General features: G+C 64.8%; 11 protein-coding genes. 10 read left to right on the forward strand and 1 reads right to left on the reverse strand.

Annotated elements, in window-relative coordinates:
- Positions 1 to 601 precede the first annotated feature (601 nt).
- Positions 602 to 1,618, reverse strand: a complete 1,017-nt coding sequence (locus ACQ5DX_RS29400) for a hypothetical protein (protein WP_430336251.1) — start codon at positions 1,616 to 1,618, stop codon at positions 602 to 604.
- Positions 1,619 to 2,183: 565 nt separating this feature from the next.
- Here ACQ5DX_RS29400 and ACQ5DX_RS29405 point away from each other — a divergent pair.
- The 10 genes from ACQ5DX_RS29405 to ACQ5DX_RS29450 all read left to right on the forward strand — a co-directional run bounded on the left by ACQ5DX_RS29405 (position 2,184) and on the right by ACQ5DX_RS29450 (position 17,087).
- Positions 2,184 to 2,834, forward strand: a complete 651-nt coding sequence (locus ACQ5DX_RS29405; RefSeq protein ID WP_430336252.1) for a response regulator — start codon at positions 2,184 to 2,186, stop codon at positions 2,832 to 2,834.
- Entirely contained in the window at positions 2,810 to 4,015 is a 1,206-nt protein-coding gene (locus ACQ5DX_RS29410) for a sensor histidine kinase (RefSeq protein WP_430336253.1), read from the forward strand. Before ACQ5DX_RS29405 ends, ACQ5DX_RS29410 begins: the two co-directional genes overlap by 25 nt.
- Complete coding sequence (locus ACQ5DX_RS29415) at positions 4,015 to 5,049, forward strand: hypothetical protein (RefSeq protein WP_430336254.1); 1,035 nt, start codon at positions 4,015 to 4,017, stop codon at positions 5,047 to 5,049. Before ACQ5DX_RS29410 ends, ACQ5DX_RS29415 begins: the two co-directional genes overlap by 1 nt.
- 242 nt (positions 5,050 to 5,291) lie before the next feature.
- A complete protein-coding gene (locus ACQ5DX_RS29420; protein WP_430336255.1) occupies positions 5,292 to 5,639 on the forward strand; it encodes a response regulator transcription factor in 348 nt (115 codons plus the stop codon).
- Positions 5,640 to 5,950: 311 nt separating this feature from the next.
- On the forward strand, positions 5,951 to 6,421 hold the full coding sequence (locus ACQ5DX_RS29425) for a hypothetical protein (RefSeq protein WP_430336256.1): 471 nt from the start codon (positions 5,951 to 5,953) through the stop codon (positions 6,419 to 6,421).
- Between the two features lie 74 nt (positions 6,422 to 6,495).
- Entirely contained in the window at positions 6,496 to 6,771 is a 276-nt protein-coding gene (locus ACQ5DX_RS29430; RefSeq protein WP_430336257.1) for a hypothetical protein, read from the forward strand.
- An 814-nt stretch (positions 6,772 to 7,585) separates the two neighbouring features.
- Entirely contained in the window at positions 7,586 to 10,012 is a 2,427-nt protein-coding gene (locus ACQ5DX_RS29435; protein WP_430336258.1) for a cutinase family protein, read from the forward strand.
- A gap of 524 nt (positions 10,013 to 10,536) precedes the next feature.
- Positions 10,537 to 12,918, forward strand: coding sequence for a cutinase family protein (locus ACQ5DX_RS29440; protein ID WP_430336259.1), 2,382 nt, complete (start codon positions 10,537 to 10,539; stop codon positions 12,916 to 12,918).
- A 559-nt stretch (positions 12,919 to 13,477) separates the two neighbouring features.
- Complete coding sequence (locus ACQ5DX_RS29445; protein WP_430336260.1) at positions 13,478 to 14,038, forward strand: DUF5067 domain-containing protein; 561 nt, start codon at positions 13,478 to 13,480, stop codon at positions 14,036 to 14,038.
- Between the two features lie 493 nt (positions 14,039 to 14,531).
- The gene (locus tag ACQ5DX_RS29450; protein WP_430336261.1) at positions 14,532 to 17,087 is read left to right on the forward strand and encodes a cutinase family protein; all 2,556 of its coding nucleotides are present in this window, start codon (positions 14,532 to 14,534) and stop codon (positions 17,085 to 17,087) included.
- Positions 17,088 to 17,266: the final 179 nt, after the last annotated feature.

Here is a 17,266-nt window from a genome sequence, read left to right on the forward strand (position 1 = left end):
GGGCAGGCTGGACGGATGCAGCTGTGCCAAGCCCTATCTCCGGGTGAGTTCCGCGACGACGTCTCGTACCGGTCACGCCGGGGTGACGCTGGATCAGATCGCCTGCGACTTCGAGATCCATGTGGTGACAAGGTCGAAATGGATGCGGGGTAAAGCTCGGAGTCAGCGCGAATGAGGGCACGAGGCAATGACATGTCAGTCAGTCTGCGTAACCGAACCTGTCATCTGAGCGTGCAGCAACCCCTTCTGTCGTTCACGCTCTTCCCTGCCGAGAGCGCACCGTCGGATCTACCGGTAAGGATCATCGTGAGAGCGGTAGATGACGATGCTCCCGTTCAGGCAGGGATTGTTGCACGTGAACAGAATCTCACCTGCCGGGACGCAGGCTGCAGTTCCAGTCTCCGTAGTCCATTCCATCCAGCGGCTTGTCGTAGAGCACCGGACAGGTTGCGTTCATCACGGTCATCGCCTCGGGGCACGTGGTGTTCCCGCTCTTTACTAACACGTCACGTGAGATCCCATCCGCTGCAGTGACGGTTCCGCACGATCCGCCAGCGGCACGCTTGGGAGCGGTGGCTGTGTCAGGTTCGCCGTAGGCGTGCTACTGGCACAAATTCGTCGAATACTGCTTGGCCGATTCGAAGGTGTCCCCATTGCTGGGGAAGAACCAGACGAGCGAGCGATACATCCATGTGCCCTCGCACTCCCCGAGATCGTAGGCAACAACGGTCGCTGGCTCGAACGGCGCATCGGCTACGGTGCGCGCGATCTTCACGTTCGGCGACTGGCCGGTGCCGGTAGCCTGCTCGCCGCCCCAGTCCTGCCACACGACGTCGTAGATGAGCCCGGATGGACTGCCGCCGTTGTAGATTCTGTCGGGCCGGACCTCGCCATAACCGTTTTGATTTGGCGCCCAGACGCGCCCGAGTACTGGCTCCGGTCCATCCGGCGTTGCCGCCGCTTGTACTGGCGTTGCGCTTGGCGCTGAGAGCGCCTCGACGTATATGTACTGGTATCTATCTGTCGAGAAGGTGAACCCGTGGTCTGAACCGTCGGAGCGGCACGACACGCCAGCCTCCTGCACGTTGCAGGAGAATTCGTCGGTGGAGAGCGTCTGACCGTAGCCAAGGACCGGAGTCACACCGTCCGTGCGCCAGAACAGTGCCTGGCTCAGTCTTGCGAACCGCGCCTCGTCAGTTCTGTTCACGAGAATCGCATTCGGTGGTACCGGATTACCGGGGGCATGGTCAGGTACCAGTGGAGCGCCAGCGACGTTGAGGTCCGTGCTGGTCTTGGGTTGGCAGCCGGCCATCTGGGAATCCGGGCCTTGCTGTGCGCTGTCGATCAGGATTGCACAGCGCCAGAGCCCCGTCGGTGTGGTGAAGAAGTACCCGGTCAGCTGCCCGCGCGGGTTGAAAGAGAACTCGACCGGATCGACAAGTGATGGAGCGGGTTTCGGTGTTTCCGATTCCTGCGGCTGCTGCGATAGCTCGCTTGCTTCAGTGGTCGACGGGACGTCCCCCGATGTAGCCGAGTCGCTTTCGGAAGCACAGGACGCAAGTATCAGCGCGCCGCAGGCGACAAGCACGGCGACCGCTGATTTTGCACGGAGTTGCATACGTCTCCTTGTTCAGTCAGTTAACTGTGTTCGAGCCATGTTGCGGTCGGCAGGCGTGGTGCCTGGTGTGGTGTTGAATCGGTTGCATGATGCCGCCGACCCCGCTCGGCTGGCATACATCCGGCACCGGCCCTGGGACTCGGATAGGTCTGGGTGCGTTTCCGACCGTCCATGAGGACAAGGGCAGCGACCTGGACGTTAGTGCAGGTTTTGCGTTTGCTGGTGTCTTTCTGCGGAAAGTGGGGATCAGAGAAGCGCAGAGCCTAGATTGCGGTGGAGCCAGTGGTTTGTCGACCTCGAGACGTGTATTTCATCCGATCGGCCGATAGCCGGGGCGCCAGGTGCAGTCGGAGTATGTACGGGAACGTGTCAACTTCGTCTGATGGAGGTGCAACCTATGCGTGTGGTGATGCGGGTTTGTGAAGATGCATAGGGGTAGCCAGCGTATCGACGCTGCGGCGGCGCCCACGTCCACACCGGTCGATCCACGCCGGCCAGGGGACACCATGATGTGATGTGCGCTATCTCGTCCGTTCGCGGTCTTCACTCCGTCATTATTGTCGCCGTGGAAACGGAACAACGGGGTGGGCGGTGGCGGATCGGTGTGGTCGACGATCACGATGCCATCGTGCGGGGGCTACGTGCCATCGTCGGCGAGCAACCGGATATGGAGGTGGTCGCGGCGGCGAGCACCGTTCCCGAGTTGCTGACGCAGACAACCGACATCGATGTGGTCGTGTTGGATCTGCTCCTTGAGGACGGCTCGTCCCCGGACACCAACGTCGAGCTGCTGCGGGAGGCAGGCATTCCCGCGCTGGTGTACACCTCCGGCGATCCGTATCTGGTGCGGGTGGCCGCCAAGGCCGGCGTCCTCGGAGTGCTACGCAAGAACGTCCGTGAGTCGGTCCTGGTCGCCGCGTTGCGTGCTGCCGCTTCCGGGACCATGGTGCCGACGGTCGAGTGGGCGTCCGCCATCGATGCCGACGAGGGGCTCGTCGATCTGCCGCCCCGACTTCGCCGGGTGCTCGAGTTGTATGCCGCCGGCGTGTCCACCGCGGGGGTCGCCAAAGCATTGAAACTTTCGGCCGACACGGTCCCCGGCTATGTGTCCGACATTCGCGACATATACAGCGCTGCGGGCCGACCTGCCCCCACCAAGATCGATCTGTACAAGCGTGGAATCGAGGACGGATGGCTACCTTCTCCCCGCCGCTGATATCCACAGACGACGAGCGTGATCAGACCGCGGGCCTGCGGATTCTGCGGCAGTTGGCGCTGTTCGTTGCCGTCGGCTACCTCGCCTACGCCGTCGTGACGCTTCCGGCGGTCACAGCATCACTGGCGGTGATGAACACGTGGTGGACCGCCCTTGCGTTGCTGCTGGTCTTCGGAACCGGCATCGCCTTGGGGCCGTTGTCGTGGCGCGCTTCGGCCCGGCGAGTGCAGATGGCGGCCGCGGCCGCGGTCGCCGGCTACCTGATCGCGATCGGATCGTGGTGGTTCGGGTGGAACGGGCAACTCCTCGACGGCTCCGATATGTGGTTCTCGATGTTTTGCGGAGTTGCCGCGCTCGCCGCGGCGATCGCGCTGCGGCCGGGTTACGCCTTCACCGTGTTGTGCATCGTGGTGGCCGCCACGGTCACGATCAATCACACGATGCGTGCCCCGGAGCTCAACGGTCCGCTGCTGCCCGACATGGCCTGGGCCTTCGCCTTTTCTCTCATCTCCTTCACTGCCGCCGTCATGGCCAAGCGGACCGCCGCGGTCCTCGACTCCACCCGCGCCCAGGCCTATGCGGTCACCTCCGAAGCCGCTGCCGCGCAGGCCCGCACCGCCGAACGCCTGCGATTCGACCGCCTCACCCACGACGACGTCATGTCCACACTGCTCGCCGCCGCCCGCCAAGACGCCTCCGCCGAACTCGCGCAGCACGCCCACAAAGCACTAGTCGCCCTCGACGAATCGACCACCATCCAGGCGGACGCGCGTGTATCCGTCGGTGACGCGATCGCACAGATCCGAGCGGCCACCAGCGCGGCCGACCGGCACGCACGCTTTCGGTCCACGGACGACACCGCCGCATCGGAGCGGTCGCAGTATCCCCTCGAGACGGTCCGCACCCTCGCCGCCGCCGTCGCCGAAGCCGTGCGGAACAGCCGCCGCCATGCCGGCCCCACCGCCACCACCTCGGTGGCCGTCACCGCGAGCCCGGACCGGCTGGGTGTGGAGATCGTCGACGACGGTGCAGGTTTCGACCCGCGCAGAGTTCCCGCCGACCGGTTGGGGATCGCGGTGAGCATCCACGGACGGATGGCCCACCTCGCCGGCGGAGCCGCCACCATCACCTCCCGACGCGGCGAAGGCACCCACGTCACCCTCGAATGGTCTGCCCACTGATGGCCGCCTACCCCCAAGAAGATGTCCGCGACCTGCTCGGCATGAGAGCCCGCGGCGCGTGGCTGATCCTCACCTGCTACTTCGCGGCCATGGCCACCGTCACCGTCGCCTCCGCCGACCAGGTCACCACCCCGTGGCCTCCCATCGCCGCCACGCTCGTTCTCGTGGCGGCAACGATCACCCTGGTCCTCGCCCCCGGTGATCCCCTGCCCACGGCGGCGACGATCGCGCTGACACTGTCTGGGCCGGTGGCGTGTGCCCTCGTGCTGTCGGTGACCACGCCGGCCGCACAGTCCTCGCTGCAGACATGGATCCACGGCGGCGGCACCGCGATCTACTGCTTCATGAATGTCCGCGGCCGCCGCATCGCCCCCTGGATAGGGCTCGCCGGCATGATCGCGATCTTCGCATTCTGGGCGCAGGACACGGGACAGGGAGCGACCGCCGGGATCGCGCTGGTCGCGATCGACGCCGCACCGTTGACCATGGCCGCACTGCTGTCGTTCACGCTGCGCCCGACCGCCAAAGCGGTGTTCTCCCTGCGTGCCCAGACAACCGCACGCATCGCCGAACTATCCGCCGACACCGCCGCAGCCGACGAACGACGCCGCCAACTACGCCACCTCGACCACCTGGTCCGCCCCCTCCTCGAACGCATCGCCCACAACGAGACGCTGACCGAAACACAGCGCGCCGAATGCGAACTGATCGAAGCACATCTACGCGACCGTCTCCTGGCACCACTGATGTCCACACTTGACCTCGACGACGCCGCCTACCAGGCCCGCACCCGCGGAATCGACGTCATGCTCGTCGACGCCCGCGGACCCCACCCCCTCGACGACACCGTCACCAGCGCCATCCATGTCGCAGCCTCGCAGGCACTGCACATAGCCCCCGCCGGACGAGTAACCGTGCGCCTGCTCCCCACCGGACGATCCGCCGTCGCCTCCGTCTCGATATCGGTCGACGACGATCACGTATCCCACTTGCACGAGATCGACGACACCGGACACGTCCACCAACGCCTCTGACAGCCACCACATCACGACACCGGCGACAACACCCAGCCGGTCAACACGATCCGTCGATTGCATCAACGAGACGCCGAGCCACCCGCGCCCGCAGCACTCGCACTCGTTCGCACCGCTCATAAACCCCCCTGAAAAGGGGCCCCCGAAAGATGGGTCTATCCGCTACCGACCAAGCGGTCATATCGTCCTCGGCATCCGATAACCATTGACTCTGCGAGTGCGACCGCGAGGAGCCACCACTGATGACACCACCGCAGGTACTGTCCGCCCCGGCCAGGACCTCACCGGTCCCGTCATTGACCGCGCGCGAAGAACAAGTGCTCACCACCTGGCTCGTGTGCGACTCGAAACACGACGTCGCCGACCGCCTGTTCATCACCCCCGCAACTGTGCACACGCACCTGACACGTATCCGCGACAAGTACCACCAGGCACAGCGCCCGGCGAACAGCAAAATCGCACTCCTCGTCCGCGCGATCGAGGACGGCTACTGCACCCTCCACGACATCGCCCGAGCGACCAACTGCTGCAAGGACGATGAGCCGAGCACGACATCGGCCCTGCAGAAGCCCCGGATGTTCACACACTGAACACGAAAACACTCACCCGCATCGAGAACATCGAAAACACAGTCCAGCCCGCAGCCCTCCCGAGCTACACACGCGCCCACGTCGCGATTGACGAACCCGAACACACCGGCTGCACACCGATTCGGATACCACACTGGGTCGGCTCAACAGAGATTGATCCGCTTCTCCCCCCAGACGACCACCAACACCCAATGCCGTCTGACGTGATTCACCTACAGAGTCGGAAGTCGGTCCCGCAGCTTAGGGGCCTGAGGTATTGACGAAGACCAATTGTCCATCGGTACAACCATTTCCAACCCACGGAGGAACACATGACACGCACCTCGACTCCCGCCCACACCGCCACCCGCCCGGCACTGACGGGGATTAGCATCATGGCCGCCGTCCTCATGTCCACCGGCACCGCCCAGGCCGCCGTGAACCCCACACTGACGCTGACCACACCCAGAAACAACACCGTCGTCGTTTCCATCGCCAACAATGACTCCTACACCAATGCCGGCTGCTCGGTCCGCGGCAACGGCCCCACAAGCTTCGAATTCCTTAATATTGGAGTCGCCCCCCGCAACACCACCACTGTGACCATCGCAGACGTCCCCGCCGGCAACTACACAATCCGTTGGGGATGCAACGGCTTCGGCTACGAGCCGCACCTGATCACCGTCAGCGGCACCGCCACCCCGCCGGCCAAGCCGCACATCATCCCCAACGACACCATCCCGTCCTTGCCCGGCGGAATCGGATTCGGCTCCCTCGGCTCCCTCGGCTCCCTAGGCGCCTGACCCACTCGAAACAGCCGCCGCTACCCCACTGAGGGCAGCGACTGGCCGAAACCAACTAGCAAAGGGGAATCAAGATGGGATGGAACGACAACAGCGGGTACTTCACACGCGGCGAGAAGCGGCAAATGCAGTCGGCGCTGCTGATTCCGGTAGGACTGTTCGCCGCGGCGATCGGCTTCAGTGTTGGTGCTGCCTGGGTGTGGGGTTTCGGACTCGTCTGCTTACTCGTTGGTGGATTAAACACCTACAGTGCAGTCAAGAAGCGCAGCATCGCAAAGCGAATCGCGCGGGAAGAGGCTGAGATCCGCGACCACCAACTACGCCAGGCCCGTGGCTCCTCAGAGCGCTAGCTACATGAGCTCACGATATCGGTGACGCCGGCGTGGAGCCGTGGCGCCGGTGGCCGATCCCCGCGGCAGTGTGGGGCCGAAGGTAGGTGCAGTGGATGTTCCAACCCTCGAGCGTGTGGGCCCGCTACGTCTCGCTGGTCCATTCGCGGGCGTAGAGGAACTCCTCGGCCAGGACCCGGTCGTAGCTGCCTTCCCGTTGTGGCGTGGGGTACAGGGGAAGATGAACTGGTCCGGACCTCGGCGAGGGTGCGAACGAACACCGCGGAGTGGTCGCAGGCCCCGTTGTCGGCGACCACCCGGGTGAACCGGGCGGTGCCGCGTATGACGCAGAACGCCCTTGGCTCGTTTGATGAAACCGATTGCGGTTAGGCCGATTTCATCGGATAGCGCTTCGATGTGGACGAGGAGGAGAGTCCGTCGACGATCGAGTGAAGGTACACGTATTCGGAGCACAACCCATACTCGCTGGGTGAGCCTCCTTCGAGGAGGGCCTTCATCGCCCGATCAGCGTTGGCACACCCTGCAAGACCGCGGAGCGGTGAGCACGGACGTGTATCGCTTATCGCACAAGCCGGGCGTCTCCGTCCTTTGAACGGTCGGTACTAGCACATGATCGATCCGGCATAAGTTACATAGGTTTCTCTCCGTTCGCGCGAACCGACCCTTCTCGAGGAGATGTATGACGCTGCGCAGCAAGGTATTCGCCCGACCATCGTGGCCATGTCTGATCACGGCCATCATCGCGGTCCTGATCGTAGGTGGTGCGGTCACGCCACCAGGCACCGCTGCACCCGCAGGAGCAGCTCCGGTAACCATGACAGCGGCGGCTGCGTCGGGCGGCGCGACCGCCCTCGCTGCCGGTGACTTCCACACGTGCGCCCTGATGTCGGGTGGCACCGTCAAATGTTGGGGCAGCAACCACGGGCAGTTGGGGGACGGCACCAACACCTATAGCCGGACACCGGTCGACGTGGTCGGTCTCTCCGGCGCTACGGCCCTTACCGCCGGTGGCATCCACACGTGCGCGTTGATGCGCGGCGGCACCGCTAAATGCTGGGGCTGGAACGGGTACGGGGAGTTGGGTGACGGCAGCACCACCAACCGGTCGACACCGGTCGACGTGGCCGGTCTCTCGGGTGCCACCGCCCTTACCGCCGGTTATGGCCACACCTGTGCGTTGATGCCCGGCGGCACCGCTAAATGCTGGGGATACAACGCGTCCGGGCAGTTGGGTGACGGCACCACCACCAACCGGTCGACACCGGTCGACGTGGCCGGTCTCTCCGGTGCCACCGCCCTTGCCGCTGGCGGAAGTTTCACGTGTGCATTGATGCCCGGCGGCACCGCCAAATGCTGGGGGAGTAACGGGGACGGGCAGTTGGGTGACGGCACTAAGACCGATCGGTTGACGCCGGTCGACGTGATCGGTCTGACTGGCGCCACCACTCTCGCCGCTGGCGTATTACACACGTGTGCGTTGATGCCCGGAGGCACCGCCAAATGCTGGGGTTTCACCTACGGTTGGTCCCAGCCTATGGGCACCCCCGGCTGGGGGACCCCGGTCGACGTGGCCGGCCTCTCCGGCGCCACCGCCCTCACCGTTGGCGGAATTTTCACATGTGGATTGATGCCGGGCGGCACCGCCAAATGCTGGGGCAACAACCGAGAGGGGGAATTGGGTGACGGCACTCTCACCGATCGAGGGACGCCGGGCGATGTGATCGGTCTGAGCGGTGCCATCGCTGTCAATGCCGGCTCTCACCACGCATGTGCGTTGATATCCGGCGGCACCGCCAAATGCTGGGGCTCCAACGTAGCCGGGGTGCTTGGTGATGGCACCGAAACTCAACGTCTGACACCGGTCGACGTGATCGGCCTGACCGGAGGCACCAACCCGGACCCGAACCCGGATCCCGATCCGGACCCGGAGCCCGCGACATGTCCTGGAGTTCATTTTCTCGGCGTCCGCGGCTCCGAGGAAGCGCCGCAGGACAAGTCGCTGGAGGACTACGAGGCCGCGGCCCGGGACGGCCGCCCGTTGCCTACCTCATACCCGAGGAATGGCGACCCAGCCGGCTTCGGCACACCGATCGGCAGCACCCTCAGGAACTTCCGCTACCAGGCTGACGAGATTCCGTCGTTGGCGGCGACCGGCATCGCGCAACGCGCGATCGCCTATCCCGCCATCCCCGTACCGGATTTTGTCTTTGACCCACCCCGATACCTCCGGTCCATAGCCATCGGTGCGGAGAACCTGCGTACCGAACTGCGGGCGATCAAGGTTTCCTGCCCGAACACCAAGGTGGTGGTCGCCGGGTATTCCCAGGGCGCCGACGTCATCAATTCGGCGATGGCACTCGAACACCGCGCAGGTCTGGCGGACAAGGTGATGCAGCAGGTCCGCAAGATCGTCGTGATCGGGGATCCGTCGCACCGGCCCATCCGCGCCGAGAACGTCGGCGCGGGCGGGATCGGGGCAGGTAACGGCACCGGAGCGGCCGTTGTGGCCGGTATCGCCTCGGATGATGCGATCGCCTACAAGAACGCCCACCGCGGCCTGGTGTCATCGATCTGCACCCTCGGTGACCTGTTCTGCGACACCAGTACCGGAGAAATCGCCGACGCCGTCGCGCCCATCACCGGAACTACCGGGAACCATTCCCTCTACCCGTCGACCAAGATGCAGTGCCCCGCCGTCGGCAATGCCTGGCAGACCTCGACAGACTGTGCCGCCGAGTTCCTCGTGTCCGGCCTCGGATACACACCAGTGGCCCGGCCGACGTCCGGCCCCACGGCCGGTGAGTGGGCCGTCAAGGCCGGCAACCACATCGTTTCGGCAATCACTGCTGTTCCCGTGATGGCGATCGGGGCCGGAGGTGCCGCGATCGAGGGCGGGAAGACCGTCGAGAAGTGGCTGCACGGGTGGTTCAAATCGGAGCCGATCGACCTGGGCATCTTCGAACTCGACGATCAGGGCCGCGGGATCATCGAGTTCGACGTCCCCAACGTCCCACCCGGACAACATCACCTCGAACTCGTCGCCAGCGACGGACGCACCTACATCGTCCCCATCTACGTGACCGACGAACCGGTGGATCCGGCACCGACCCTGTTCGTCATCGACGGCAGCACGCCCGACCTACCACCGACCACCGACCCAGGCAGCGGCAGCGCGGGCAGCACCGGTAGTGCCGGAAGTACGGGTTCCTCGTCCGGGTCGGGAAGCCTGTTCGGTAGCTAGCCTCTCATCAACCCGATGGCAGTGGCCCCACCCATCCACGGGTGGGGCCACTGTTATGTCCCCAGCACCCCAGCACCCGAATCAAATCCGATGCCGGTACCCGCCGCTGCGCGCGAGGGGCGCCACGCTAATATCTCGTACCCTCGTTCCGAAAACTGTCGATACTTGAACAGTCGACAGGACTGTTCCACTCGGACAGAGGTTTTCGGAACACAACCATGCTCACCGGGTGAGTCTCGTCCGGGAGTGCCTTCGTGGCCGACCAGCGCTGGCGTACCCCGCGCGGCCGCAGTGTGGTGACCACAACCCCGCATCGCTAACACAGATGTCGGGCGCTTCTGTCGTCCGAACAGTCGATACCGGCACATCGTCGATCTGACATAGGTTACAAAGGTTTCTCTCCGTTTCGCGCGAACCGCCCATTCTCGAGGGGATGCATGATGCTGCGCAGCAAGGTGTTCGGTCGACCATCGTGGTCGTATCTGGTCGCGGCGGTGATCGCGGTCCTCATGGTGTGCGGGGTCGTGGCGCCGCCGGGCACGGCGGTACGCGCGGGCGCGGAGCCGGTGAGCACAACATCGGCGGTGTTCAATGGTGCCACCGCCCTCACCGCCGGGTATTTTCATACGTGTGCGCTGATGCCCGGCGGCACCGCCAAATGCTGGGGCTGGAACGAGTACGGTGCGTTAGGTGACGGCACCAGCACCGATCGGCTCACGCCCGTCGAGGTCGCCGGTCTCTCCGGCGCCACCGCCCTCACCGCCGGCGGTATGCACACGTGTGCGCTGATGCCCGGCGGCACCGCCAAATGCTGGGGCTCCAACGGGGCCGGGCAGCTGGGGGACGGCACCACCGAAACCCGGTCGACGCCGGTCGACGTGGCCGGGATCTCCGGCGCCACCGCTCTCATCGCCGGCGGTGTTCACACGTGTGCGTTGATGCCCGGCGGAACCGCCAAATGCTGGGGCTGGAACGATTGGGGGCAGCTGGGGGATGGCACCACCGAAACCCGGTCGACGCCGGTCGACGTGGCCGGGATCTCCGGCGCCACCGCTCTCATCGCCGGCGGTATTCACACGTGTGCGTTGATGCCCGGCGGAACCGCCAAATGCTGGGGCTACAACGGGTACGGGCGGTTGGGCGACGGCACCACCACCGATCGATCGACCCCCGTCGCCGTAGCCGACCTCTCCGGCGCCACCGCCCTCACCGCCGGCGGTATTCACACGTGTGCGTTGATGCCCGGCGGCACCGCCAAATGCTGGGGCTACAACGAGGAGGGGCAGCTGGGGGACGGCACCACCACCGATCGATCGACCCCCGTCGCGGTAGCCGGTGTCTCGGGCGCTACCGCCCTCATCGCCGGCGGTATTTACACGTGTGCGTTGATGCCCGGCGGCACCGCCAAATGCTGGGGCTCCAACGGGGCCGGGCAGCTGGGGGACGACACCATCGCAACCCGGTCGGCCCCGGTCGACGTGGCCGGGATCTCCGGCACGACCGCCCTCACCGCCGGTCAAGATCATACGTGTGCGTTGATGCCCGGCGGCACCGCCAAATGCTGGGGCTCGAACGAGCGCAGGCAGTTGGGGGACGGCACCACCACCAATCGGTGGACTCCGGTCGACGTGATCGGCGCGGTCGGAGGCACGAATCCGGATCCGTACCCGGATCCAGGGGGAACGGGGGGCGGGAACTGGGACAAGTTCGTACCGCCGGATGCGGTGTGCACGGACCGATTCTTCATCGGCGTGCGCGGTTCAGATGAGCCGCCGAGGAACGTGAGTTTGAGCGACTATCTCGGTAATGCGCACCCGAAGGCCTATCTAGATCCCAACCAGAACGATTTGGGAATCGGCGGCCCCGTTTCCGCAACTTTCCGAGCACTGCAAACACAACCCTCCGTGGACTATGGTTTCAATATCATCAGTCTCGCCTATCCCGCGATTCCGGTGAACTGGTGGGACCCCGGGTACTACTTCGGCGACTACGCAAAATCGGTCGCATACGGCGCACAGAACCTGAACCTTGTGATCGCCGCCATCAAGGCGAAGTGCGGGGCTCACAACCCGCGCATCGCCCTCGCCGGATACTCGCAGGGCGCAAATGTAATCAACAAGTATCTCGCCGACGCCCAGGCGGGGAACTATCCTTCACTCAGCCTGGTCAAGGCCGTGGTGCTTTTCGGTGACCCGAACAGGCGCGGCGGAACCGCCCAAGATCATGGCGGTGCCAGCAAGAGCGGGCGCGGCATTGTCGCCAGGATGGGACTGTCGGGCGCAGACGCCGACACCTCCGACTTTGCGCGCAGCCACGCGGGCGTGATCACCTCGTTCTGCCTCCAGAGCGACGCGATCTGCGATCCAGGCATAAACGATCCGTACACCAACATCACGGCCATGAAGATTCATGAGTCATACAAGTACGAATCGACTCGGCAGACCTGCCACGTGAACGGTATGAGCAATGTGCCGGTCTACACGTGCGCGGCGTACAGCATCATGTCGAAAACGGGCTACTCCGTTCCCAAGACAGCGTCGACGCCGCCCCCGTCGCTCAATCCCGCACAAAAGGTAATGATCACGGTTTCAAATTGGGCGAAAAAGATACCCGGATCAGTCATTTTCGCCTCGAACCCCATCCAGGTGGGGGCGTTCGAAACCGATCAGGACGGCAACGCCACGGTCGAAGTCACCGTGCCCGCGTCTGCGGAGAACGGTGATCACCACTTCATCGTTCACACGGCAGACAACCGGCAGTTCTCCATCCCAGTGACCGTCGGCGACGTCTCCTCGTCCGACGAGGTGCCCGTCCTGTCGGTGACCGAAGTGGACAGTGACGACACGGGACAGCCACAAGATCCGGGAAGCAGCACCTCCAGCCTGGGAAGCCTGTTCGGTAGCTGACCCATCCGCACTCCCCAGCCCAGTGGCCCCACCCATCTCGGGTGGGGCCACTGTCGTTCGGCCTGACCTCATCAACGCGTGCGCTCCGGGCGTCGGCCGAATCCGGCCCCGCAGCGCCCACCGATCACGCCGTTCCGAAAACGACCGATATCCGAACCACCGACAGGACTGTTCCACTCGGACAGAGGTTTTCGGAACACCGCCGCTCGAGGTTGGCGATCGACTCCGGACTTGGAACACCGAAAGCGTCGTGACTGGCCAGAACCGGTGCACGCTCGGTGGCGCGGCGTGGGCCCGCGTGGGGTTTACGTGGGTGTGTCAGGTCGCGATGGGTGCCGCGGCAGCGTGCTGCTCGAGGACCATGGCGCAAGTGATCGAGGTCGCGGGTGCTGTGTCGGGTCGAGTGGTTGGCCTGTCCGGGTTTTCGCTTGATACGGCAAGTTCATGGACAGGTGTCCGTTATGTTCTAGTTCGAGACCAAGATCATTGTCCGGGAAGGCGCGCCCTCCCGGGATCCACAGGTTCTGATCATTGTTCGACATTCACCAAGGGACACCACATGCACCGCATCAGCAAGCTCTCTCTCACCATCGCGACCGTCGGCATCGCGTCTATCGCTCTCGTCGGCTGCAGCACGGCAGGATCGCCTGCCGCACCGACGCCGGGCTCGACAGTCGCCGTCGACGCGCCGGCCGCGGCTCCTGCCGAGGCGTCGTTCAAGGACAACGTCCTCACGACGAACGACGTCGTGATCAAGATCACCGACGTGAAGACGATTCAAGTAGGTGAGAAGGGCAACGAGTATGGCAAGAAGCCCGTCATCGCATTCTGGTACGCCACGACGAACGTCTCCGGCGAGGAGACGGGTCCGGGGATGGCGTGGCTTAGCCACTTCGAGGCGTACCAGGACAACGACCCCAACGCGGAGAACAAGCTTGATGTCGGCTCACTGCCGGACGCTGCGTTCCGCGAGTCGCAGATGAACAAGATCAAGAAGGGCGGCACTGTCCCTTACGCGATCGCGTACGAGCTGTCCGACACGACAACCCCCGTGAAGCTGGTCGCCTGCACGTTCCGGGGTCAGGACGAGATCGGATCGATGACCATCGAGCTCAAGTAGACGCCACGAGGGATCCGCACGACGAGAGCCGCCAGGATGATTGCCTGGCGGCTCTTGCCGTGTTGCCAACACCGCACGCGCCATGTTGGCCCCCTCGGGAGCCAGTCGCGGTCCTTTGTCATGACGCACAGCCTGATGGGCACTCGCTACCAACACGGCGTGCGCCATCTTGGTCCCTTTGGGGGCCGCCACTCCCCCTGTTCGGAAAACGACCGGTATCCGAACTCCCCACAGGAATGTTCCACCCGAACAGGGGTTTTCGGAACACGTCCCTGCTCACTGGGTGCGTCTTCTCCAGGGAGTTCCCTTGGCTGCCGACCAGTACTGGTGCACCCTGCGTAGCGCGGTGCGGGACCGTGGCCGCGTATCGCACCTGCAGATCTTGGTCGTCTCTGTCGCCTGAACGACCGCTATCGGCACCGCGTCGATACGACATACGTTACAAAGGTTTCTCTTGTGCACACCGAGCCGATCATTTACGAGGGGATGTCCGATGCTGCGCACCAAGGTATTCGCCCGACCATCGTGGTCATATCTGGTCACAGTGGTGATCGCGATCCTCGTCGTGAGTGGTGCCGTCACACCACCCGGAACGGTGGCGCCCGCGGGGGCCGCACCGGTAACCACCACAGCGGCGGCAGCATCGGGCGGCGCGACTGCCCTCACCGCCGGAGGTAGTCACACGTGCGCCCTAATGTCCGGCGGCACCGCCAAATGCTGGGGCCTCAACGACCATGGGCAGATGGGGGACGGCACCACCACCGATCGGCTCACGCCCGTCGCGGTGGCCGGGCTCTCCGGGGCCACCGCCATCACCGCCGGGTGGAACCACACGTGTGCGTTGATGCCCGGCGGCACCGCCAAATGCTGGGGCCTCAACGACCATGGGCAGATGGGGGACGGCACCACCACCGATCGGCTCACGCCCGTCGCGGTGGCCGGGCTCTCCGGGGCCACCGCCATCACCGCCGGGTGGAACCACACGTGTGCGTTGATGCCCGGCGGCACCGCCAAATGCTGGGGATACAACTGGTACGGGCAGTTGGGCAACGCTACCGGCGGGGCTGATCGGTCAACGCCGACCGATGTGCCCGGTCTCTCCGGCGCTACTGACCTCGCTGCCGGCGGGGATCACACGTGTGCGTTGATGCCCGGCGGCACCGCCAAATGCTGGGGCAGCAACGAGCACAGGCAGTTGGGCACGGGCACCGGCAGCAACACAGGCTCGTCGACGCCCGTCGATGTGGAGGCTCTCGCCGGCGCCACCGCCCTTGCTGCCGGCGGGTATCACACGTGTGCGTTGATGCCCGGCGGCACGGCCAAATGCTGGGGCAACGCCGTGCAGGGACAGATAGGCAACGGCACCACCGGCCACTACGCGGCACCGACCGATGTAGTCGATCTCTCCGGCGCCACCGCCATCACTGCCAACACTCTTCAAACGTGTGCATTGGCACCCGGCGGCACCGCCAAATGCTGGGGCTACAACAGCAATGGGCAGTTGGGTAACGGATACGCCGACTCGTGGACGCCGTTCCCGGGCGACGTGGTCGGGCTCGCCGGTGCCACCGCCATCACCGCCGGCTATCTGCACACATGCGCGTTGATGTCCGACCGCACTGCCGAATGCTGGGGCTACAACTCGTCCGGGCAGTTGGGTGATGGCACCACCACCGACCGAACGACTCCGGTTAGCGTGGTCGGGCTGACCGAAGGAACGAACCCGGATCCGGACACGGGGGGAGGACCAGGCACGAATCCCGCGACCTGTTCGGACACGTATTTCGTGGGTGTGCGCGGGTCCGACGAGCCGCCGCGGGCGAGGGAATCGGCCGGGCCGTCGTTGGAGCAGTACGAGGCGTCCCTCCCGGCGGATCCGGTGTACACGAAGGGCACCGGTGCGGACAGCACCGGTATGGGTGAGCCCGTCACGGCGGTCTTCGAGGAACTCGCATATCAAGCAGCAAAGTATGCGCCGTCCGCCAAGCCGAAACCGCGTGCGATCGCGTACCCGGCAATCCCGGTCGGGGACGGCGGAGTAGACGCCTACATCGACCGCTACCAGCGATCGGTGGGTATCGGCGCGGACCAGCTCGCGCGCGCACTGCGTGACATCCAATGGGAATGCAACAACGCCAGCGTCGTGCTCGCCGGATACTCCCAAGGTGCCGACGTCATCAACAAGGCCATGGGCAACGCGCAACGCGGCGGCAACCACACCTTCGATCAGGTGCGGAAGATCGTCCTCATCGGTGACCCGTCCCATCGACCGGACCGCCCAGAGAACGTTGGGGCCTTCTGGAAGCTCGGTTCCACCAATGGCGCCGGCGTGTCCGTCGGAGCCCGTATCGCCGATGCCCAGGCCACCGAGTTCATGAATGCGAATCCAGATCTCGTGCGATCGATCTGCATGATCGGCGACTTCGTCTGCGACACGAGCACCGCGGACGGACTGAACGCACTGCTCTTGGGGACGGGGCATCCCAACGCCCACACGCTGTACCCGGCCATGTCGATCCAATGCCCCGTGGTCAACGACGCCTGGCAGTACACCACCACCTGCGGAGGACAAATCCTGTTCTCCGGGCTGGGGCACACCCCCCACGCCCGCAACGAAGGCGGACTCACCGGTGATCAGGTCGTGGTCAACGTCGCCTCACACGTGTGGGCCGTGGTCAGCACCACCGTCGGCGGAGCAGTGGGAGCAGTAGGGAACGCGCTCAAGACCCTCCACGGTTCCTTCTGGTCCAATCCGATCGACCTGGGCACCTTCCCGGTCGACGAGAACGGCACCGCGGTCATCGACTTCACCGTCCCCAATGTCCCTGCCGGAGAACACCACCTCGAACTCCGCGGCGACGACGGCCGCGTCTACCGGATCCCGATCTACGTCACCGACGAACCCCTCGGAGACCACGCCCCCATCATCGCCATCGACCAGACGAGCATGGAAACCCCACCGACAACCGGCCCGGGCACACCCACCGGTTCCGGCAGCACCGGGAGCACAGGCTCCTCATCCGGGCAGGGAAGCCCGTTCGGCAGCTGACCCCTCCGCACTCCCCAGCCCAGTGGCCCCACCCATCCCGGGTGGGGCCACTTCCGTTCCACCTGACCTCATCAACGTGTGCGTTCCGGGATCCGGTCGGCGTCCTGTGAAAGGTTCACCGGCCAACGTTCCGAAAACGGTCGTATTTGAAACATCGACGCCCGGAATCGGCGACCAGA

Source organism: Rhodococcus sp. ACT016 (assembly GCF_050477185.1).
In the GTDB taxonomy this organism is placed as follows: Bacteria; Actinomycetota; Actinomycetes; order Mycobacteriales; family Mycobacteriaceae; genus Prescottella.

Coding starts and splice junctions, on each gene's coding strand:
- ACQ5DX_RS29435 (WP_430336258.1), top strand. CDS start 7,586: ATGACAGCGGCGGCTGCGTCGGGCGGCGCGACCGCCCTCGCTGCCGGT.
- ACQ5DX_RS29420 (WP_430336255.1), top strand. CDS start 5,292: ATGACACCACCGCAGGTACTGTCCGCCCCGGCCAGGACCTCACCGGTC.
- ACQ5DX_RS29425 (WP_430336256.1), top strand. CDS start 5,951: ATGACACGCACCTCGACTCCCGCCCACACCGCCACCCGCCCGGCACTG.
- ACQ5DX_RS29410 (WP_430336253.1), top strand. CDS start 2,810: ATGGCTACCTTCTCCCCGCCGCTGATATCCACAGACGACGAGCGTGAT.
- ACQ5DX_RS29450 (WP_430336261.1), top strand. CDS start 14,532: ATGCTGCGCACCAAGGTATTCGCCCGACCATCGTGGTCATATCTGGTC.
- ACQ5DX_RS29415 (WP_430336254.1), top strand. CDS start 4,015: ATGGCCGCCTACCCCCAAGAAGATGTCCGCGACCTGCTCGGCATGAGA.
- ACQ5DX_RS29400 (WP_430336251.1), bottom strand. CDS start 1,618: ATGCAACTCCGTGCAAAATCAGCGGTCGCCGTGCTTGTCGCCTGCGGC.
- ACQ5DX_RS29430 (WP_430336257.1), top strand. CDS start 6,496: ATGGGATGGAACGACAACAGCGGGTACTTCACACGCGGCGAGAAGCGG.
- ACQ5DX_RS29445 (WP_430336260.1), top strand. CDS start 13,478: ATGCACCGCATCAGCAAGCTCTCTCTCACCATCGCGACCGTCGGCATC.